General features: G+C 28.8%; 20 protein-coding genes. 9 read left to right on the top strand and 11 right to left on the bottom strand.

The genetic code is table 11. The features are described from left to right. Complete coding sequence (locus B3M86_RS02805) at window positions 1–492, top strand: hypothetical protein (RefSeq protein ID WP_291075584.1); 492 nt, start codon at window positions 1–3, stop codon at window positions 490–492. Between the two features lie 90 nt (window positions 493–582). Here B3M86_RS02805 and B3M86_RS02800 read toward each other — a convergent pair whose 3' ends face one another. From B3M86_RS02800 to B3M86_RS02785, 4 genes are all read right to left on the bottom strand, one after another. After that, complete coding sequence (locus B3M86_RS02800) at window positions 583–1080, bottom strand: hemerythrin domain-containing protein (protein WP_291075586.1); 498 nt, start codon at window positions 1078–1080, stop codon at window positions 583–585. 60 nt (window positions 1081–1140) lie between these two features. Next, a complete protein-coding gene (locus B3M86_RS02795; protein ID WP_291075588.1) occupies window positions 1141–1575 on the bottom strand; it encodes an RrF2 family transcriptional regulator in 435 nt (144 codons plus the stop codon). A gap of 139 nt (window positions 1576–1714) precedes the next feature. Beyond that, a complete protein-coding gene (locus B3M86_RS02790) occupies window positions 1715–2299 on the bottom strand; it encodes a 50S ribosomal protein L25/general stress protein Ctc (RefSeq protein WP_038336278.1) in 585 nt (194 codons plus the stop codon). A 45-nt stretch (window positions 2300–2344) separates the two neighbouring features. After that, window positions 2345–3280, bottom strand: coding sequence for a ribose-phosphate pyrophosphokinase (locus B3M86_RS02785; protein ID WP_038336277.1), 936 nt, complete (start codon window positions 3278–3280; stop codon window positions 2345–2347). A 222-nt stretch (window positions 3281–3502) separates the two neighbouring features. Here B3M86_RS02785 and B3M86_RS02780 point away from each other — a divergent pair, with 222 nt between their 5' ends. From B3M86_RS02780 to B3M86_RS02765, 4 genes are all read left to right on the top strand, one after another. After that, complete coding sequence (locus B3M86_RS02780) at window positions 3503–4765, top strand: OmpA family protein (RefSeq protein WP_286494989.1); 1263 nt, start codon at window positions 3503–3505, stop codon at window positions 4763–4765. A 106-nt stretch (window positions 4766–4871) separates the two neighbouring features. Further along, entirely contained in the window at window positions 4872–6812 is a 1941-nt protein-coding gene (locus B3M86_RS02775) for a polysaccharide biosynthesis protein (protein WP_286494991.1), read from the top strand. Next, window positions 6802–7563, top strand: coding sequence for a polysaccharide biosynthesis/export family protein (locus tag B3M86_RS02770; RefSeq protein ID WP_125348880.1), 762 nt, complete (start codon window positions 6802–6804; stop codon window positions 7561–7563). Before B3M86_RS02775 ends, B3M86_RS02770 begins: the two co-directional genes overlap by 11 nt. A gap of 2 nt (window positions 7564–7565) precedes the next feature. Further along, entirely contained in the window at window positions 7566–9947 is a 2382-nt protein-coding gene (locus B3M86_RS02765) for a GumC family protein (protein ID WP_286494994.1), read from the top strand. A 52-nt stretch (window positions 9948–9999) separates the two neighbouring features. Here B3M86_RS02765 and B3M86_RS02760 read toward each other — a convergent pair whose 3' ends face one another. Further along, window positions 10000–10695 carry a hypothetical protein gene (locus B3M86_RS02760; protein WP_219034502.1) on the bottom strand — a complete coding sequence of 232 codons (696 nt, stop codon included), beginning with the start codon at window positions 10693–10695 and terminating at the stop codon, window positions 10000–10002. A gap of 186 nt (window positions 10696–10881) precedes the next feature. On the opposite strand from B3M86_RS02760, the gene B3M86_RS02755 reads away from it, so the two are divergent. Further along, window positions 10882–11721, top strand: a complete 840-nt coding sequence (locus B3M86_RS02755; RefSeq protein WP_038336266.1) for an HAEPLYID family protein — start codon at window positions 10882–10884, stop codon at window positions 11719–11721. Window positions 11722–11896: 175 nt separating this feature from the next. Here B3M86_RS02755 and B3M86_RS02750 read toward each other — a convergent pair whose 3' ends face one another. Continuing rightward, complete coding sequence (locus B3M86_RS02750; protein WP_244957982.1) at window positions 11897–12301, bottom strand: JAB domain-containing protein; 405 nt, start codon at window positions 12299–12301, stop codon at window positions 11897–11899. 419 nt (window positions 12302–12720) lie between these two features. On the opposite strand from B3M86_RS02750, the gene B3M86_RS02745 reads away from it, so the two are divergent. Genes B3M86_RS02745 through B3M86_RS02735 form a run of 3 tightly spaced genes read left to right on the top strand, consistent with a single transcriptional unit; the run spans window position 12721 to window position 16156 of the window. After that, a complete protein-coding gene (locus B3M86_RS02745; protein WP_291075591.1) occupies window positions 12721–13644 on the top strand; it encodes a hypothetical protein in 924 nt (307 codons plus the stop codon). A gap of 6 nt (window positions 13645–13650) precedes the next feature. After that, window positions 13651–14133: a hypothetical protein gene (locus tag B3M86_RS02740; RefSeq protein ID WP_291075593.1), complete on the top strand. Its 483-nt coding sequence runs from the start codon at window positions 13651–13653 to the stop codon at window positions 14131–14133. Then, window positions 14126–16156, top strand: a complete 2031-nt coding sequence (locus tag B3M86_RS02735; protein WP_291075595.1) for a hypothetical protein — start codon at window positions 14126–14128, stop codon at window positions 16154–16156. Before B3M86_RS02740 ends, B3M86_RS02735 begins: the two co-directional genes overlap by 8 nt. 469 nt (window positions 16157–16625) lie before the next feature. On the opposite strand, the gene B3M86_RS02730 is transcribed toward B3M86_RS02735, so the two are convergent. From B3M86_RS02730 to B3M86_RS02710, 5 genes are all read right to left on the bottom strand, one after another. Next, window positions 16626–16997: a hypothetical protein gene (locus B3M86_RS02730; RefSeq protein ID WP_291075597.1), complete on the bottom strand. Its 372-nt coding sequence runs from the start codon at window positions 16995–16997 to the stop codon at window positions 16626–16628. Between the two features lie 43 nt (window positions 16998–17040). Next, window positions 17041–17844: a hypothetical protein gene (locus B3M86_RS02725; protein WP_291078958.1), complete on the bottom strand. Its 804-nt coding sequence runs from the start codon at window positions 17842–17844 to the stop codon at window positions 17041–17043. A 332-nt stretch (window positions 17845–18176) separates the two neighbouring features. Then, entirely contained in the window at window positions 18177–19679 is a 1503-nt protein-coding gene (locus B3M86_RS02720; protein WP_291075602.1) for a DUF3987 domain-containing protein, read from the bottom strand. An 88-nt stretch (window positions 19680–19767) separates the two neighbouring features. After that, complete coding sequence (locus B3M86_RS02715; protein ID WP_291075604.1) at window positions 19768–20565, bottom strand: hypothetical protein; 798 nt, start codon at window positions 20563–20565, stop codon at window positions 19768–19770. 198 nt (window positions 20566–20763) lie between these two features. Then, window positions 20764–21978 (bottom strand): site-specific integrase, encoded by a 1215-nt coding sequence (locus B3M86_RS02710; protein WP_291075606.1) that lies wholly within the window; start codon window positions 21976–21978, stop codon window positions 20764–20766. Between the last annotated feature and the right edge of the window lie 110 nt (window positions 21979–22088).

The raw sequence follows: 22088 nt of genomic DNA, 5'->3' as shown, positions 1-22088 counted from the left end.
ATGGCTATTTGGCAATATAACGTCTTCTTAGTTCCATTGATTAATTTTGATAAAAATTATCTAGAATTCATCAAACAAGAGGATTCTGATTACTTAAAAAGTACCGAATGTTTTTGGGAAGAAACCTTTATCAATAAAAATGAAATTGAATTAAAGATTGATAAATTTATTACAGATTATAAAAGTACAAGTGATAATTTTCTTTATTGGAAAGGAGATACTTCAAACTTTTATGATAATGATTCTTCTATAGCTTTTGATGAAAATGATAATATTAATTTTTTCAACTTCAGATTCGATTTAAGAAATGAAATTAATGTTATACAATCAGTTGATTTATTAATCGGTATCGCGAAAGAATATCATCTAAAATTTATGAATGTTAAATATGATTTTTTTGAAGCTAAAAAAGAATTATTTATAGAAAACATTCATCAATCTAATGGATTTAAATTTCTTGAAGATCCAGAGAAATTTTTCGAAAACTTATAAAAAAGCAAAAAGCTCGACCTGCAAAATCGAGCTTTTCTTTTCAAAAATCATCTAAAAAATTATAAGTAAAAATTTATGGTTACGAAAGATCTATAACCAAAATTGATCTTTCCAATCTGTGTTAGTTAAAAGTGAATTAAATTGTTCTTTAATTACTTTTAACTTTTTTTGTGTTGCATTTTTCTCAAATTCAGGAAACATTTGTTTCTCCTCAAATCTGATGTGCAAATCCAATTCTTCTTCGATATAAATCAAACTTTTCATCGGATTTTTTGCATCTATTTTGAACAGGCGTCTCAAACGCCTATGTTCTTTCAATGATCTTTTTACCAAGTAATGATCTTCATCTAAAAGCGAAAACAAGTAATTTTCTTCTATCTCAAATTTTTTGAATAACACTTTTTCCCCATACCAATTTACATAATCAACAATTCGTTGAATATCGACTCCTTTATCTATTCCAGCACGAATATTCCAACAAAAAAATAATGTCTTATGATGTCTTTCGCACGCTTCATTTAGATTTACTGTTACAGTATAACTCATATGAGAAGCAGTTGTTTGAGGAAGTTCTATTAATAGGTTCATTGTTGTAATTTTTTAATTCGGATAATCGGATATTTTTATCTTATTTTTAATCAAATTTTTTTAATGTTTAAGAAAAGCAATTCCTTTCTCTAGATCATCAATCAAATTAAACATCGATGTCTTTTCAAGCATTCCTCGCAAATCATTACGAATTGCAAAAACACGGCTATGTAAAGCACAAGGTTTGTTAGCATCGCATTCTACTAAACCTAAAATGCAACTGTGATAAAGACCATCTCCGTCAATAGCTTTGATGATATTTACTAATTTGATATCTTCTAAATGTGCTGTATCCATTTGGAAACCTCCCATTTTTCCTTTGACAGATGAAATCACATTTGCTTTAACTAATTGTTGAAGAATTTTGGCTGTGTAAGCTTCTGGAGAATTAATAGAATTTGCAATTTGTTTTAAATTGACTCTCTTTCCTTCTACAGATTCTTGTGCAATAAACACACAAGCCTTAATTCCATATTCGCACGCTTTAGAAAACATTAATTTCTTTTATTCATTATAAATTATGAAGCAAATATACAACTAATTTTAAATCGGACAAATTTATCTTATTAAATTTTTAAAAATAAAAAAACCACTCAAAAATGAGTGGTTTAATATTATCTGAAAAGAAAATTTCTTAATCTTCGTCTTCGTCTTGATCAGCATCCTTAACTGCGTTACGAGAAGTACGAATAGCTACTACTACTGCGTTATCTGGATGAGCGAATGTGTAGTTATCATTTTTCAATGTTTCTACATACATTTTGTGACCAATTCTCATTGGAGTGATATCGATTTCGATTTCGTCTGGTAAGTTTGCTGGAATAGCACGAACTTTTAATTTACGCATATTGAAACGTAAAACCCCACCAGCTACTAAACCACGAGCACGTCCTACTAAACGAACTGGAACTTCCATAGTTACTGGTTTGTCCTCGTTTAATTGGTAAAAATCTACGTGTAAGATTTTATCCGTTACTGGGTGAAATTGGATGTCTTGTAAAATTGCTTGAATTTTAGCTCCATCAGCTAACTCGATAGTTGCTGTATGAGCATCTGGAGTGTAAACTAATGATTTGAATGCTTTTTCATCAGCTGAAAAGTGGATAGGCTCTCCAGAACCGTAAACCACACAAGGTACTTGTTCAGCATTACGTAGGTTACGTGTAGCCACTTTACCTAAGTCTTCTCTTTTTACACCTTGAATTGTAATTGACTTCATAATAATATGTATATAATAAAAATAATTTAATATTTAGTTAAACCACTAGATAACAAAACGTTGACTAATAGATTTGTTGCTATGTACTAGATGCATAACATCAGCAAAAAGCGGAGCGCAAGATAATACTTTTATTTTAGATACGGAAGTATTTTTTAATGGAATACTATCAGTTATAGCAATTTCCGTTAATAGAGAGTTATCAAGACGCTCATAAGCTGGTCCAGATAAAACTCCATGCGTTGCAATCGCACGAACAGATTTTGCTCCTTTTTCCATAATCAATTCAGCCGCCTTTGCAAGTGTACCCGCTGTATCAATCATGTCATCCACTAAAATAACATTTTTACCTTCAACCTCACCGATTAACATCATGCTATCAACTTGGTTTGCAACTTTACGTTCTTTGTGACAAATTACGATATCTGCATTAAGGTATTTAGCATATGTATTTGCACGTTTAGCACCTCCCATGTCTGGAGAAGCAATACAAATATTATCTAAGCCTAAACCTTTAATGTATTCAACAAAAATTGTTGAAGCAAATAAATGATCAACAGGAACTTCAAAAAATCCTTGAATTTGATCAGCGTGTAAATCCATAGTCATTACACGAGTTGCTCCAGCTGTCATTAACATTTTTGCAACTAATTTTGCTCCAATTGGCACACGTGGAGCATCCTTACGATCTTGACGAGCAAAACCAAAATAAGGAATAACAACTGTAATACTTTTAGCAGATGCGCGTTTTGCTGCATCACACATTAAAAGTAATTCCATTAAATTGTCTGTTGGTTGCATTGTAGAACCAATTAAGAAAACGCGAGCTCCGCGAATTGGCTGTTCAAAAGCGGGTACAAATTCTCCGTCGCTAAATTCTACAATTTTAGATTTACCAAGTTCTTGACCATATTGATCGGCAATTTTTTGTGCTAATTCTAATGATCCTCTGGTCGAAAAAAGAAATGCTGATTGTTCCATTGTTTGTTTTGGGAAATATTTATGCAAAAATAATTTAAATGATTTAAAAATGATATAAGAAAATCAAAAATTAATTTCGGCACAATTATTGAATATTTTTTAAACAAGTTAAAATAATCATAAAGACATAATCATGACTTTCGTTAGTTATAGTGTTTTTTAACAGTTTTTGATTGATTCGTTTTTAAGTATTTATATAAATTTGCAATTAAATATATCCTCATGAAAAAGATTTCATACCTATTAAGTGTAATTGGATTAGGAATTTTTGCTCACGCGCAAGAAACTACTGAAACAATTAACAACGATTACAACAAATGGTCTATCGAGGCCAATGGAGGTGCGGTAAAAGCAAGAAAAGCATTCGCTCCAGGTTATTATTCAGAAACACCAAGTTTTTTCCATGCTGATTTTGGTGTACGTTATATGTTCAATCCAAAATTTGGTTTAAAATTAGATGGTGGATATGATCGTATCAAAGAAGGCGAAGATGTAGCTCGTTTCCGTTCTAATTATTACCGTGTAGATTTACAAGGGGTTGCGAACTTAGGACGAATCATGAATTTTGAAACATGGACAAATAGAATTGGATTATTAGCTCATGGTGGTGCAGGTTACTCTTGGATGAATAATGATGCGACAAAAGGTGCTGATGGTAAAGTTTTCGACGACAATGATAACATGGTAAATGTTATGGTTGGTTTAACACCACAATTAAGATTAACTGATCGTGTTGTTTTAACAGGAGATGTATCTTACGTAAGAAATATTCGTCAAAATGTAACATTTGATGGCACAGCTAACACATCAGGTTCAGGATTTGGAGGTGAAATTTGGAATGCTACTTTAGGTTTAACATTTTACTTAGGTAAAAACGAAAAACATGCTGACTGGGTTTACGAACCAACTCGTTCTGACTTAGAAGATCGTATTTCTAACATCGAACAAATGTTAAAAGATACTGATGGTGATGGTGTTGCTGATTACTTAGATCAAGAACCAGATTCAGCTCCAGGTGCAGTAGTTGACACAAAAGGTGTTACTATCGACCACAACGGAAACGGAATTCCAGATAATATTGAAGAATATATCAAACAAAATGCAGGAGGAAACACAACTGTCATTAACGATGCTGATTTCTTAGAGCAAATGATTAATTCAGGTATTATCAACGTATACTTCGATTACAACTCTGACAAACCATACCAACAATCTGTTGGAGGTATCAAATTTGTATCTGAGTACTTAAAAGCTAAACCAAATGCTCAAATTGACATTTTAGGTTTTGCTGATCCAGTAGGAGGAGATGCTTTCAATAAAGACTTATCTCGTAGAAGAGCAGAAAATGTTAAAGCTATTTTAGTTAGTCAAGGAGCTAATGCTTCTCAATTAACTACTGTTGGTGAAGGGGAAGATAAAGAGTTCAAAAACTCTCAAGTTTCATCTCATCAATTAGCAAGAAGAGTTGTTTTCAGAGTAAAATAATTCTCTCTTAATTTAAGATATTAATCAGGGATAGATTTTTCCATTTTTTGGAGTCTCTATTCCTGATTTTTTTATTATCTTTACCACCACTTAAATTACTAAAATATTGAATCCTTTTAACCAACACTTTAATGCTCCTAGATGGGTAGTATTAGTGCTAGACATACTTATTGTTTTCTTTAGCTATGTAATAACCAATTTTATACTTAATAGTTTTCTAAATTCTTTTAGTTTAGAAAAATTATTATTTAAATTACCATTTGTTGTAGCAGCATATACTCTATGTTTCCTATACTTCAAAACATATAAGGGAATTGTAAAAAAAACGGGGTTAAAAGATGCTGAAAATGTATTTGTATCTAATACTACGGCTTTTCTGATTCTTTTCTTCATCTCTTTTATCTATAGACAATTCATTGAATCTAATCTTTCGGAGAACACTCCTGTTTCATATGTTTTCAGAATGTCTTACTCTGTTATCTTTGTCCATTTATTTATTTCAACAGTAATAATGGTTATTGCCAGATTATATTATAAATGGATTTATAATTATTTTTTCTCAAAAAATAAGGAACAACAAAAAATATTAATTTACGGTGCAGGAGATTCAGGATTAATTACTCGAGATATTTTACAAAATGATACTCAGTTTAATTATAAAGTTGTAGGTTTTATTGATGATAAACCTTCTAAAATTGGAACATTTATAGATGGTGTTAAAATTTATTCTATAAATGATATTGATAATAAATTCATTGAACGAAATGATATTTCAGAAATTATTATTTCTATTCAAAATATTAAAACGAATCAATTATTAAATCTATCCAAATCATTAGAAGATTTGAATGTAAACATAAAAATAATTCCACCTATTTCTAATTGGATTGATGGTACATACAAGCCTGCTCAAATCAAACAATTAAAAATTGAAGATTTATTAGGTCGTGAATCAATTAAGTTGAAAAACCCTATTATTAATGAAAATGTACAAGGTAAGGTAATACTTGTTACTGGTGCTGCAGGTTCTATAGGAAGTGAAATTTCAAGGCAACTTGCTATGATGGATTTTGCTCAACTAATTTTGATTGATCAGGCAGAATCGGCTCTATATGATGTTCAACAGTCTTTAAAAAATGAAATTTCTGAAGAAAAACAAAATAGAATAGATTATATCGTTTCGAGTGTAAGAGATCGAAAACGAATGTTAAGCCTTTTTGATAAATATCATCCGCAAATTATTTTTCATGCAGCTGCATATAAACATGTTCCTTTAATGGAAAGATTTCCATATGAAGCAATTAATACAAATATTTATGGAACAAAAATTATTGCTGATTTAGCGAATGAATTTGGTGCCGAAAAATTTGTTATGGTTTCAACAGATAAAGCGGTTAATCCGACTAACGTGATGGGAGCAACCAAACGTGTGGCAGAAATTTATGTAAATTGTACAAATGAAAAATCTAAAACAAATTATATTGTTACTCGATTTGGCAATGTCTTAGGATCTAATGGTTCTGTAATACCTTTATTCAAACGTCAATTAGAAAACGGAGGTCCTTTGACAGTAACACATCCCGATATTACACGTTTTTTCATGACTATTCCAGAGGCCTGCCAATTAGTATTAGAAGCGGCTATTATGGGAAAAGGTGGTGAGATTTTTGTATTCGACATGGGCGAATCAATGAAAATTATTGATCTTGCTAAAAGGATGATTAGATTAAGTGGCTTTAAATATCCTGAAGAAATTGATATAAAAATTGTAGGTTTGCGTCCAGGTGAAAAAATCTATGAAGAGTTATTGGCTAATGATGAAAATACAGTAAAGACCCATCATGAAAAAATAATGATAGCAAAAGTTAATACAAACAAATGTCAAGACAATAAAAAACTAATTGAAGAACTATGCTTAATGTCTTCAACCATAGAAAAACATGAGCAAGTCATGCATTTAGTGGCTAAAATAAAAGAGATTGTACCAGAATTTAAATCTCAAAACTCAGAATTTGAAAAACTTGATAACTTAATTTATGAAAAATAAAATTTTTAATCTTTTAATTGTAATAGTTATACTCACTATTTCTTCTTGTGCATCAAAAAAAGAATTAGTCTACTTTCAAGGAGATCAACAATCTACTACGAAATACGAAGAATATATTCCTAAAATTCAATCTTCTGATATGCTAGCAATCAGTGTAAGTGCTGCTGATATAAAAGCTACAGAACCTTTTAATCAACAAAGTGTTTATCAAGTAAATTCTGGGGTGCAAAATAATCCTTATGCGAAGGTTTATACTGTTGATGAAAATGGTTATATCAACTATCCGTTAATTGGTAATGTGAAAGTAGGTGGATTAACTAGAACAGAAGCTGAAAATGAATTAAAAGCAAAAATCTCAAAATATATCGTTAATCCTGGGGTAAATATTAATTTTACAAATTTTAGAATTAGCGTTTTAGGAGAAGTTGCTAAACCTGGTAATTTTACAATTCCAAGCGAAAGAGTAAGTATACTTGATGCTTTAGGTATGGCTGGTGATTTAACTATTAATGGTGTTAGAAATAATATTATGGTTATTCGTGAACAAAATGGACAAAAACAAACATATAACGTCGATTTAACATCCAAAGAAATACTAAACTCTCCTGTTTATTATTTAGCCCAAAATGATGTTATTTATGTAGAACCAAATAATGCTAAAATTTCATCATCTAAATTTACACCAAACTATTCATTATGGATATCTGTTGCTGGTGTTATAATATCTGTAATTGCTGTTATTTCTAAATAAAAATGAGTACAAATAAAAATAACCTAGAAGACCAATACTTCGATGAGTCTGAAGAAACGATTAATATCAGACAAATTTTAGAACAATATCTTTATTACTGGAAATGGTTTGTATTTGGAGTTATTATTTCTTTAACCTTAGCCTTTTTATATGTTAAATATACTCAGAAACAATATCAAGTTTCAGCTAAAATATTATTAAATGAGAAAGAATCTGCAACAGGTGAATTAGCTGGTTTAATGGATCAAGCTATGCTTGGAGGGGGATCTTCAACAAATGCTGAAGTTGGTGATCAAATTGATGTTTTAAAATCAAAACGACTAATTACTAAGGTTGTAGAAGAAAATAATTTAAATATTCAATATTTTAGTAAAGGTCGTGTAGCTGAAGTTGAATTAACTCAAGAGAAATCTCCTATTAAAATTATTTTTCTAAACGAAGCTGATAAAACCAATGAAGATTTAGAAGCTAAATTTATTGTTCAAATAAAATCTACAACAAAATTTATTTTAACAAACAAAACAACTTCTACAGAAAAGGAATATTCTTTTGGACAAAAAATAAATGATAAGATTGGAAGTTTTGTTATCAGTCCTAATAAAAACTTAGCTAAATCAATTGATAATGAATATCTGATTGTTTTAAATTCTATTGATAAGACTGTAGATAATTACCAAAAGAAACTTGCTATAGATCCTAACAGTGAAAAAAGTTCTAAAATTATTAACTTCTCATTAGTAGGTCCTGTTCCTGAGATTTCTAAAAAAGTAATTAATGATTTAATTATTAATTACAACAAAGATATTGTAGGCGATAACCATAAATTAACTGAAGCTACATCTAAGTTTATTGATTCAAGGTTAGCTATTGTTAGTGGCGATTTAGATGGTGTTGACAAACAATTAGAACAATATAAACAAAGTAATAATATTACAGATGTTACCTCTGAAGCAAATATTTTTTTAGAGAGTGCTGCTGATAATGAAAAGAAATTATTAGATGCTTCTACACAACTACAATTAGTTGAATATATGAATGGAGCTCTTAATACGTCTCGTACAGATTTACTTCCTTCAAATATTGGTTTAGAAGATAAATCTATTTCATCAGAAATATCTTCATACAACGAACTAGTCCTAGCTAAAGAAGATATGTTAAAATCTGTAACAAATGAACATCCAAATGTTATTAAATTACAAGAGCAAATAAATGATGTAAAAAGAAACCTGAAGAATAGTTTAAAATTATATAGAAATAACACACAAACTATTTTAAATACAATACAAGGAAAGCAAAATCAAATTGCTGGAAAAATTAAAAAAGTACCTAGTCAAGAGCGTGGTTTTAGAGATATATCTCGCCAACAACAAATTGTAGAGGCTTTATATTTATTCTTACTTCAGAAAAGAGAAGAAAATGAAATAAAAGCTGCTGCAACACCAGAAAATATTAAAGTAATTGATTATGCTTATGGTATAAAAGAACCTGTTTCCCCTAAAAAAAGTATTATATTTTTAGGAGCGCTTATTGTAGGTCTTATAATACCTTTTATAATAATTTATATATACAAATTATTAAATAATACAGTTAATTCAAAAGAAGATGTAGAAAATGCCGTAGGAGCACCTATCGCAGGACAAGTACCGAAAAGTAATATTTCTATATTAGAAAATAATGATAACTCAAGTGCTGCTGAAGCTTTCCGAATCTTAAGAACAAATGTAAATTTCTTATTAAAGAACTCAACAGATCCTCAATGTATTTATATTACATCTACAACTAGTGGAGAAGGAAAATCATTTATATCAACTAACTTAACTCAGATTTTAACAATGTCTGGAAAATCAGTATTGTTAATCGGAGCTGATATTCGAAGTCCAAAAGTATTAGATTATTTAGGTATTTCTGATCAATATATACATAAATATGGTGTAACTGAATATTTAATTTCTAATGATGTTAATATTGATGATATTATCATAAAAAAACCTGCACATTATAAATTCGATGTTATTTATTCAGGTCAAATAGCACCTAATCCATCCGAATTATTAATGAATGGACGATTTGATGATATTATTAAATATGGAAAGGAACATTATGATTATGTAATAGTTGATACAGCTCCTGTAAGTTTAGTAACTGATACACTATTAATTTCAGACGATGCAGATATTACAATGTACGTAGTTCGTGCCAACTACTTAGATAAACGTATGCTAGCAATTCCAAGAGATTTATATAGAGAAAATAGACTTAAGAATATGGCTATGGTTATTAATGATGTTGACTTTACAAAAGGTTATGGCTATGGTTATGGTTATGGTTATGGAGAAAACCATAATAAAGGTGGATTTTTTAAAAACCTTTTTAAACGTAAATAAAATAAAAACCTGAAGTTAATCTTCAGGTTTTTTGTTCTATAAAATATATACACTATTGACCTTCCTTCTCCAATCTCTCTAATGCTTTTTCGTGAGCTGATTTTACATCATTTTTGATCTTTTTATCTTGTGTAGATTTTCTAATCTTTTCTGCATGATAAGCCAAATCATCTAATGTCATTTTATAACTCACATAAAATCCGCGATTATATCTTGAATATGAAGCTAATCCCCAACCAGCAATTAATTGATTCTTAATCTTTTTGGTTTGATATTCGTTCAAATAACGTTGAAGTTTTGGAGAAATTTCTTCTTTCGCAATTGATTTTACAGAACCATTCATTCGGCTAAACCAATATTTATTATCCAATTTTATATATGATTTTGCACCTAAAATGCTTTTAAAAGCAAGATCCCCAAGCAGTAAAACCTTTTCAAATTCAGATTTTTCATTGGTCATATAATCCCAATACATTTCAGAAGTCATTCCAACCATCGGACTTTTATCTATTGTTGCTTCATACAAATCTTTACCATTTTGATAAGCTGCTGCAACATTTTTAAATTCGATTCCAAAATCATCACAAGCCTTCTGATAACCTGTAAAAGAACCCGAATATTTCTCGAAATTATCTATAAAAACTCTATAAATACAATAATGTGAAATATCAATCAAAACTTTTTTAGAATCATCTAAAAAACCGTTTATCAACTGTATCGGAAAGTTATAATATTCGTAGGAACTCATAATTGTTTGATTGTCTTAAATGTGGTGTTAATTCATCGACTAAGATAAGATAGTTTTTATTATTCTTAAAATGATAAGTATCAAAAAACTTCAAAATTTAATAGGTTAGATTTTTAAAGGGGTAAAACTTCAATTCCTAATTTCTTCCTAAATCTTCTTTGTCCTTTGTCTCAAAATAATAAACAAATGAAATTTTTCTTAACAATAATTACAAGCACTTTCTTAACAATTACTACGATAGCTCAGACGAAAAATGATTCAATTATCACCATTCAACCTCAACAAAAAACATTAAAACCTAAAGTTGAACATGCAGAACCTCTCTATACAGATTTGATGCGTGATTTGGGCGCACGAAAAGGAGAAGCTGAGATAAATGTAGGATTTGGAGTGACCTCAAAAAAAGGATATAATGAATATAATGGTTTTATTGAGTATGAATGGGCCGTTGCAGATCGTTTGGGATTGGAGGTTGAAGTACCTTTTTCTTTTAATCACAAAAGCGATAATAACGATGGCTCTATTTATGTTCCGAACAATAAAATTGAAGGTTTAAAATTAGCAACTCAATATACTTTTTTAGTAAATGAAAAACAAAAAATGTCTTTGGCTGTAGCTTATGTTCATGAATTTGAGTTTAATAATTTTAAAGAATTAGGACATCAAGGTTCTGTATTTACGGGTATGAAAATGAATCCTGTTTTTATTGGAGCAAAGAATTTTAAAAATTTCAACACGTTAATCTATACAGGTCCTATTTTTGAACATCATTATAAAGAGCAAAAAGTAGATGTTGGAGCAACTATAAATGCAAGTATGATGTATGTTTTACCAAATTCGAAAAACTTTATTGGACTTGAAAATAATATGGATATTGACCGCGATGGATTTCATTATACTTTAAGACCTCAAATTAGATTGGCTATTCAACACAATTTAATGATTGGTTTGGTTACTGGAGTTTCTATCACCAAACATACAGGAACCAACCTTGATGTGATGACACGTATTATTTGGGAACCTTAGTTTTCTTAATAAAAAAACCTCCTTTAAAACTTTTTAAAGGAGATTTGTGGAGCTGGCGGGATTCGGGATATGCATTACATATCAATATCTTAGCTCTAAAAACCTTCTAAAGGGGATGAAATCGGGGATGATTTCCACTAATCATCTTCAACCCTACTCGTATATTTTATTTAAATCAAAGAATTCCTTCGTCTGCAAAACTAAGGTAAGAATTTTTAGCCATAATAATATGGTCTAACAATCGAATATCAAATAACTCGCAACACTCTTTGATTTTAGAAGTTATTCGTTTATCTGATTCACTCGCATTTAGGTTTCCACTTGGATGGTTATGAGTTATTACAAGAGCAGATGCATTAGCTTTTAATGCCATTCCCATAATCAACCTTACATCAATGCTACAAGTATTTATTCCGCCCTTAAACATGCTTTTAATTCCTAAAACTTGATTCCCCTGATTTAGTAATAATATTTTGAACTCTTCTTGAAGTTCAATTGTATCCAAATCCCAATTCGCTTTAAGAACTTGATAAACTTCACTACTTCCCATTACTTTGATTTTCTCATCAACTTCATTCATATATGAGATTTTAATTTCTGATACCTTCATTTTTGGCTATAAGATTTTAGAGTAGAGATAAATTTTGTTGATGATTTAGTATCAAAAACAAGCAAGTTTGTTTACCTCTACGTTTGTTAAACATTAATTTAGAATCACAGGAGGATGAATAAATCCACCAGAAAAAACCATTCTTTTAAAAAGTGGTGAGGGGGATTCCAAATCTTCCAAAAATAGGCGAGGGTTATTCGAGGGTAATTTGCGTGTTCGAAAATTTTATAAAAAAATTTTTGTAGGAATTGTAAGGTTTGTAATAATTGTTGGAGTTCTATTTACATTTCTTCCTACATCAATAACTTTATGTATGATGTATTAATAAAATACTTTCTGCTAATAATCATATTTAGTATATTGCAAATATCTTTTGATCTAACTATATAATGTATACAACTGAACATGGAGATTTTGACGGAAATTCTTGGGAAGCTTTCTGTCAATTATGTTTTAAATTAAAATATGAGAGTGAGGGTTATCAAGAATTACCTGCTTGGAAAGGCGATTTAGGTATAGAAGGATATACAAGAACTGGTATTGTATTTCAATGTTATTGTCCAGATGAAAATTATCCTTCTGATGTACTATATAATAAACAGAGAGATAAAGTTACAAAAGATTTAGGTAAATTGATTATTAACAGTGAAGAATTAAAAAAATATCTGGGTAATCAAAAAATATCGAAATGGATATTTGTAACTCCTAAATATTCAAATAGAGATTTGATAAGGCATTGCGCTCAAAAATCTAATGAATTCAGAAATAATAAATTGGATATACTGAGTGATGATTTTGATGTGCTTGTTCATGATATTGATTTTTTTAGTGAACAAATTCCAATCGTTCTTAATGCAAAATCAAGAACAATAGCGATAAATCATGAGCAACTCTCTAAGGAAAATAAAAATATTTGGGAAAAAAGTAAAATCGATTTAGTTGAAAATGCAAAAAGGAAAAATTCTCAACGAATACCAATAGATGCTAAAAATAGAGAAGCTAAAATTGAAAAACTTACCCAGATAACAATATCAAATTTTTTAAATGGCAATATCACTATATCAAGTATAGAACAAAGATTTCCTGATGATTATGAAAAACTTATGAGAGCTATTACTCAATTTGAGATAAAAGTAGAAGAGCTTTGTTTAACTAATAACGCAAGTAATAGTGAACTTTATTCACAAATTGAAGTCGAGTTAAAATCTAAAATTAAACTTAATTTTCCTTACCTTGACGAAACCACTATAGATCGATTAACAGCACAAGTATTGGCAGACTGGATATTAAGATGCCCTATAAATTTTGAATAATTTGATATGAAACATAATGATATAAATTTTGATAGATTAACATTCAAAAGGAAGCCAATACCAATACCTATAGATTACAGACCTACCTATAAAATAATCATAATCATTCTAGTTTTAAAAATTTGCTGTAATAGTGAAACTTCATCATTATTAAAATTACATTTATTTTCTTGGGCTCTTAAATCTAAAAAAAATATGTCCCAATTAAAAAAATATGTAGAAAGTAATTATGAAAATGAATTTGAAGTTTGGAGTATTGAACCTGCGTTAAATAGAGCTTTACAGTATGCTGTTGCAGATAACTTATGTGAATTAACCTCTACTAGCAAATATAAATTAACTGATAAAGGAAATCGTTTTTATAATACTATTATTGATTCAGATGTTTTTGAAGAGGAGTTGATTTTTTTAAAATTTTTAGGTAAGAGAAAAATAACTGATAAAGTACTTGATGAAATGACTAAACAATGGAAAATTGATTATGAGTAAGTTAAAAATTAATAAGGTAAAAATAGAAATAAATACAACTGATGGGCTTTTTGGTGCAACACATCAATTTTCTACAGGTTTAAATATTGTAAGAGGTAATAATACTACTGGTAAATCCTCCCTTTTTCAATCAATTATTTACGCATTAGGTTTTGAAGAACTCTTGGGTGGAAAATTTGAAAAAACTCTTCAATCAGTTCTTAAAGATAAAGTTGAATACCCAAGAGGAATTAAGGATTATAACATTATTCAGTCATATATTTATTTAGTAATTGAAAATCAAAATAACGAGGTAATAACAATTAAAAGAGGGGTTAAAACGTCTGAAAGAAAATCTCAATTAGTTGATGTCTACTTTGGTGATTATATTTTAAATGTAGAGAAAATAACTGAAGAAAAACAAATGTGGGTTCATGATAAAGGAGGCGCTTCTGATCATAATTTTGGGTTTCACAAATTCTTATGTGAATTTTTAAATATTAACTTGCCAAAAGTTCTAACTTATAATGGTGATTATGTAAATATATATTTACAACAACTAGCCTCAACATTTATAATTGAACAAAAAAAAGGTTGGAGTGATTATTTCATTACTTCACCTATTTATTCTATTAGAGATTTACATCAGCATCTAATAGAGTATTTGTTAGATTTGGATGTTTTTGAAAATAATGAGAAACGAGAAAAATTAAATTTTGAAAAAAATAAAATAACTAAAGCATGGAACAAGGTTTTCAATGATATGAATTATCTTGCAGATAAGTCAAACTCTGAACTCATTGGGATTACTTCAGAACCAGAAATAATCAACGATATAAAATCTATTAAGTTATTATACAAAAAACAAGATTTTAATATAAAGATAGAAGATTATTTAAGTGAGTTAAATAAAGAATTATCAACATATAATGAGGAAATAAATTCTGTTGGTGAAAATTCAGAAAAATTTGAAAAAGAGTTAGAGGATAAACAACATTTGCTAAATAAAATCTCTATTAATTATGATTTAATTCTTCCTGAAATTAGTAAAGAATTTGAAAAACTTAAACAATATAATAATCAATATACAATTATTTATGATGATCTTAGAAAAAATAAAGGCATTCAAAAATTAAATAAACTAGGTTCTGAACAAAATATAAAAACATTTGAAAATATTTGTCCAACTTGTTCACAAGAAATTAAAGATTTATTACCTAGTGATATAAACCATATTCCAATGAGATTAGATGATAACATAAAATATCTGGAATCTCAATTAAAAATGATTGAAGTTTATATTCAAGGACAAAAAGCTTTAATCGAAGAGAAAAGCAAACAATCTAATTATTATAAACAAGAGGCTCAATTACTAAGAACACAAATAAGAAGTTTAAAAACTGAATTGATTGAAGATTCTAGACTACCTTCAACGATTGAGATTGAAAAAAAGTTTAGTTTAAATCAAAAAATATTTTTTTATACAAATACTATAGAAAAGTTTGATAGATTATTAACAGAACTTAAACCAATAATAAAAGATTTTATATTAATCGAATCTAAAATATCTAAGCTTCCAAAATCAAAACTATCTGATTCAGATGAGAATAAAATTAAAAATCTCGAATCCAATTTTCTAGATTATTTAAAAAAATTCGGTTATACAAGTAAATCACCTTACAGTATAAAAATTTCAAGGCATAATTTTTTTCCAATCGTTGATGATCTTTATAATATTAAATTTGATTCATCCGCAAGTGACTTTATTAGAAGTATTTGGGCTTTTACTATATCTTTAATGAAAACTTCAATAAAATATGATGGTAATCATCCACAGCTTTTAATACTAGATGAACCAAAACAACAAGATGCTTCTCTAGAAAGTTTTAAAGCTTTATTATCTGAACTAGCAAATTTTAAAGATCAACAAGTTATCGTATTTGCTTCATTTGAAAATTCAGACGAAACTTTTTTCGAATCAACTAATAATATAGATTTTACATTAAATTTAATCAACGAGACATTGATTAAACCCGTAAATTAAATCTCAAAATATATTTAACATAATTTGGTTATAGTGGGCTCGTCCCCGATAGCCCGTAGGCGACTATAACAACAAGTTATGTTAATATAGATTTTGTCCGCTGTTTATGTTAAAGTTTCAAGATGGCTTTCAAGCTCAGGAGATGTAAAAGAGATATCTGTTGGATTTGCAGTTTTTGTACTTTTTGTAACATTGTAAATCTTGTAAACGTATTATTTTTATATATGTATTTTGATTTTTAGTTAATTATATTTTACAATACCTTTTTTAATCCTCCTGTGCTTACATATAAATAGAAGATATATTGATTAACTATTACATAGATTACAGGGTTACAAAGTGTACAATTTTTACAAATACAAAAAACCTCAGCTAATTTTTAGCTGAGGTTTATATTTATACTATAATACTTTTCTGCTTAGACAAAAACCTAAATTGTGTTATTCACAGTATTTTCATGTAAAACCTCTTATCCAATTCTTGATTCTTTTAAACAATAAAAATGAGGTATTAAAAATGGAATTGTAAAAATTAACAAACTTACTACTATTGCAGAATTTCTACTTTTCAGCCAATATTTATTAAATTCAAAGTCTGAAATTTCATTGTTATTATATCTAATTAAATATTTTTTAAACCTATAAATCGGTCTTATTACAATTCTTGATAAATAAAATAATCCAAAGGTTAATAAAAATGTTATAGCAGGGTTTTTATCGAAAAAATTAGGTGTATATTTTTCTCCTGAAGTTAAAATAGAGAAGAAAAATAATATAGGAATTAAGTATAGTATGACTAAACCTAAAAAACTTGAAACATTTAAAATAAATTTATTTTTCATATTAATTACTATTGTTGATTGAAAATTTATATTTCTTTATAATTTAAGCCACCATAGACAATAAGCCCTCTCTAATCTCTTCATATATTTTTTTTTGGTTTTTATTACTGTCAAATTTCCATTCTTTAGAAATAAATCCATTCTCTAAACTATCTGTATGACAAGTAACAATTAATTTATTATTCTTCTCTTCAAGAATAATTTTCATAAAAGGTTGCCCAAATAATAAAAATCCAATTTCTGTTTTAGAAGGAGCGTCAGAAAATATTTCCATTCGAGGTTCTGATAATAAACTAGAAATTAAATATTCATACTTTTCAAGCATATTAACTTTCGATGAACTTTTATTATAAACAAAAATTGCTGAAATAAAGATTATTATTACGATTAGAGCTAATATGATATTTCCTGTACTAAAGTCAAATATTGATATTTCATCAGACATAAAATAAATAGGAATCACATAAGCAATTAATCCAAAAAGGACTAACATATAATAATATTTAAAAACTCCTTCTAAATTTAATATTTGATTTGGAGGGTATATCAAGAACATAATCGGAGTAAAAATAATTGGTAAAACTATTTGACTTAATACAAAGCTAATAGGTAAAATAAAATACCAATTCCAACCAATAAGACTTATAAGAGGAAAACACATAAGTATTTCACTCAAAAATTTCAAATAAGTTATTAAAGTGTTCTTGTTTAAATCTCCATTTCTATATTCATACTTCAAATGATTATTATAGCTTTTAGATCGATTAAATCTTCGTATTGTATCTGTAATAAAGAATGTAGACAAGTACAAAAAAAATACAGACAAAATAAGTAAAAATGTGCTCATATAAATGTAATATCTAATGAGCCTAAATAGATGATTTTGATTAAAAAAGAAGGCGTAGGCTCGGAACTCTTATTTAATTGTAGGGGCTCTGGTAAGCCTTAAGATATAAATAAGCGAAACCCACGCCCCTATATTATAAGGACGCGAGAATCAACTCATTCTACATCTTAATTTTGAATTTACCAGATTCCTACAGTAGAATATTAGTTAACGCTTCACGTTAGTTTTACGATATATTATTGAGACAAATATAAAACAATATTTACTTTGTTAACCCATGTTGTTGTTTTTTGATTTGTAAAAAATAAGGAGGTAAAAAACCTCCTTATTTTCTAATTAACTATGGAATAAGTTGTACCGATTTTAGTCAATGCCTTTTTATTTAATAACCTTTTTAATGCATTATCTACAGTCTTAACACTAACCGAAAGTTTCTCAACGACAATTTTTACCGCTTCTCCTCTTTTAAAACTTTGAGGTAGCAATTGTAAAATTTCAGACTCAGAAGCCTTCAAATCAATTGATTTATCATATAAACTAGCCGTATCTAAAGAATTTCTTAGTAAGTAAGGCAGAATAACTTTTATAAAATCAATAGCTCTATCAGAGCATTCAAATCTATCCATTACATCAGAAAATTCATCGGTATTCTCCAAAACAGTATAAATCATCAACAAACGATACATCATTATTGCTTGTCGCAACACAATATCTACTAGATTTTCATCAATTTCTTGTACTGCTTTAAAATAACCTTCAAAGAAATTATTAAAATCTGCAAGTTGTTCCTCGTTTAAATAAAATTCACGCTCTAAAGAATTAACAACCTCGTACACCTTGAATAAGTAATCGTTCAGAATATGAATTTCTTGCCTACGATTACCTACGTAAGATCCATCGTTCCATTTTGATCTTTCTGAATAGGTGTAGAACATAATCCTGCTGAACAACCCATTTTCTCTTGATTGTATCAATGGTTTTACTTGTTCTCCAGTTCCTGAAATAGCCACCGTTAACCTTGGGTTATCGCATATAATTTCTGGATAAGATTTACGAGAAATACTAATGCGTTCGTGTTGGAATGCTTTACGTAATATCTCTGAATAGTCACCCCACTCCTTCTTTAATACAAAAGATAAAGTATCAGCTTCGTTATCATGTATATAACTCCCATCCGAGAACGAATTTGACAATTTTTCTTGTAATTTTGCACTACTGCTATTCGCTGGAATAAAGAAGTTAGAATTTTTTGTTAGAATTTCTTCTTTTACTTTTTGAATAATTTTCTCTCCAATCGATAACTTCGATTTACCTGTAGCTGCTTGCCCAATAACAAATAAGTAGAGATTTGGAAAGAACAACTCATCTCTATAATAGCCAAATACTTTTGGGAAAATTGCACTAAGATGTGTTAAACTTGAGAGGAGAACGATATCCTTCTCTCGCCCTGTAAAGGTTTCTAATAAAGGCTTTAACACATCAGGAGCCAAATCAAATACTTCCTGTGGAAATTTTCCATCATCAGGTATTTCAAAAGTAACCTCCTCTGTTGTTATTTCCTCCTTTTCTTGTGAAACTTCTAATTCACTTTTTAAAAGCTCATTTACTTCTTTAACATTAACAGTTTCATCCTTCTCTGTTGAATGTTTTTCTTCTTCTGTAGTTTCTACTACCTCGTCTCGTGAGCTTTCTAACTCAATTTGTGAAATTTCTACTTCTTCTTTTTTAGAAGTTGTTTTCAAATCTACGCTAGAATCTATCTCTAACTTTCTTAAATCTCCAATTAATAATGGATTGTTTTCGAACATTAAGTTCATTGATGACATTTTTGTCATATTATTTTTTTAATTCAGGTTTTGGTTCTCCTGAATTCTTTGACAAATCTAGAGATGATCCAAACAGAACTTTGAAACTAAACCTTTGCTATTTTTTTATTGTTTTAGTTTCTTTTCTCTTAATAGCTGAACGAATTGATTTCTCAACATCACTATCTATATATTCATCAATATCTTTTCCTTCCTCCAACTTTGTAAATGCTACATCTTTTGCAATAACAGGTATTTGAAAAAGATGTGAAAATACACCAATAAATTTGGCTTTTCTCTTTACATCACCTAAGACTTCATTTAACTCATAAAAAAAATCTTCTTTAATTCCTGTAACCGTTTGTACAAAATTATACTCATTTGTAACTTCACCATTAACCAGCTCATTAATTCCATTTTCTAAAATGTTCATCAGTATTTTAGTTACAAAAGGATTCTTAACTATTCTTGAGTCACCGTAACTTGGAGAAAATTTTATCGATTTTATTAAGTCGTACTTGTAATCACCGTTTTCATTAGCTCTATCTTCTTGCAATAAAGTAAAATATTCATTTAAGTATGATAATTCTGGTCCAATTGAACCAAACTCATAATAAAGATCTTTATCTTCTTCTCTTCTTAAAGCTTCAATAGTTTCATAATTAAAATAAACCCCTAAACTTCTGTAAAACTCAATATTCTCAGATAGGTCAAAATCCTCTAAAAGCAATTTTAATAGATTATCAATAACAACAGGAATCTTGTAAGAAGTGTATCCCCATTTAGTAGAGAAAACTGTATCTACTAAATCTTTATTAAAGGTGTATTCTGTAGTATCATCACCAGCATATTCAATATAATTAGCTTCGTTTTCAGATTTACTATGATCGATTATATAAAGATTGTATGTATTCATTATTATGTATTTTTTGTAACTTTTGTATTGTTGTAAAAATAGTAGTTTAAATATTATTATAGAAAGGCTCAAGACTGTTTTACTATATAAAATCTCTTCTTTATCTCCTGAGCCTGTAATCTACCATAGTAGCTTCTTACAAAAATTACAAGTTTACAGCTTTCTTAATATCAATAATTTTTGCTGTTGTAGGACACCTTATGGTTCAAGTTTCGACCTCAACAAATCTGCTTTCTGCTTATCGTTCATCTTTATATATGTTTGTAGGGTTTTAGTTTGTTTGTGTCCTGTACCGAGTTTCAGCGTATCTAAATCAACTCCTTTTCCATAGTTAAGCGTTACAAAGGTTCTTCTTGCTGTATGGCTACTTATCATCTGCCATCTCACTTTTTTATTATCTCCGTTGTATTGCTTATTGAGTGTTTCGCATAGTTTAGCAACTTCTTTGATGTACTCATTGAACTTGACATTAGATATCTTCGGAAGTTTATAACTATACTTTACAAGAATTGTTTTTACCACCTTCAACAATGGAAGAGTTAATTGCTCATTTGTTTTCTGCTGTCGTATTGCTATGTACTCATCATCAATAATGTTTGATTGATTTATTTTGTTGAGGTCTGAAAATCGTTGACCTGTATAACATGCAACTAAAAACAAATCTCTTACTTGTTCCAATCTTTTATTATCAGATAAGTCTAATCTTTCAATTTCATCTATTTCATTTTCACTCAAAGCAATATTATCTACTTCGATATCCTTTGTCAAAAATCTGCTATTATGCAAAAATGGATTAACCTTGATACCCAAATTCTCAATAAAATATAAAACAGTTCTCAAAAATTTCATTTTACGATAAACAGTGGTTGGAGCATATTTCTTAGTCTCGATTAGATACTCTACATATTCATTTCTAAACTTCAAATCAATCATCTCAGTATTATAAATACGCTTCTTATCCTTCTGAAAATCTTTGAAATTTTCTTTGGCTTGTTTATACTTTTGAACTGTTGTATGAGCTGTTGTAGATTTTATAGTCTCAATGTAATCATCAAAATAGTCTAAAATTGTTTTCTTATCGACTTTCTTAAACATTGGATTATTCTGAAAGTATTCCTGTTCAATCAAATTCTTTAACTCTTCCGAGTTTGGTTTTCTCTTGAAGGCATCTGTAAAACTGTTAAACATTTTATAAGCCACTTTTTCAATTTCAACCAATTCTTTGTTTATATGTTGATGATTCTTTTCTGAAATGGTTTCCTTAACTTTCAACCTATCTTTATTCCAAAACTTCGGATTAACCTTCTGTTTAGTTGAAATTTTCATCTGTAGACCATCCCAGCGCATGACTAAATAAATAATCGTTTCTGAGCTACTCTTTGGCTCTTTCAATACAAATGTAGTCTTTATCATATATCATTTTTTTTAAATTCCTTTCTATGAGAGGGATTCAAGCTGATATACGAGGGGATGAATTAGGGGATGAAATAGCGTTTTTTCACCGATTTTTATATAATTCCAAA

This window comes from Empedobacter sp. UBA6305 (assembly GCF_002440405.1).
Taxonomy (GTDB): Bacteria; Bacteroidota; Bacteroidia; order Flavobacteriales; family Weeksellaceae; genus Empedobacter; species Empedobacter falsenii_B.
This window is presented reverse-complemented; position numbering and strand designations above follow the sequence as displayed.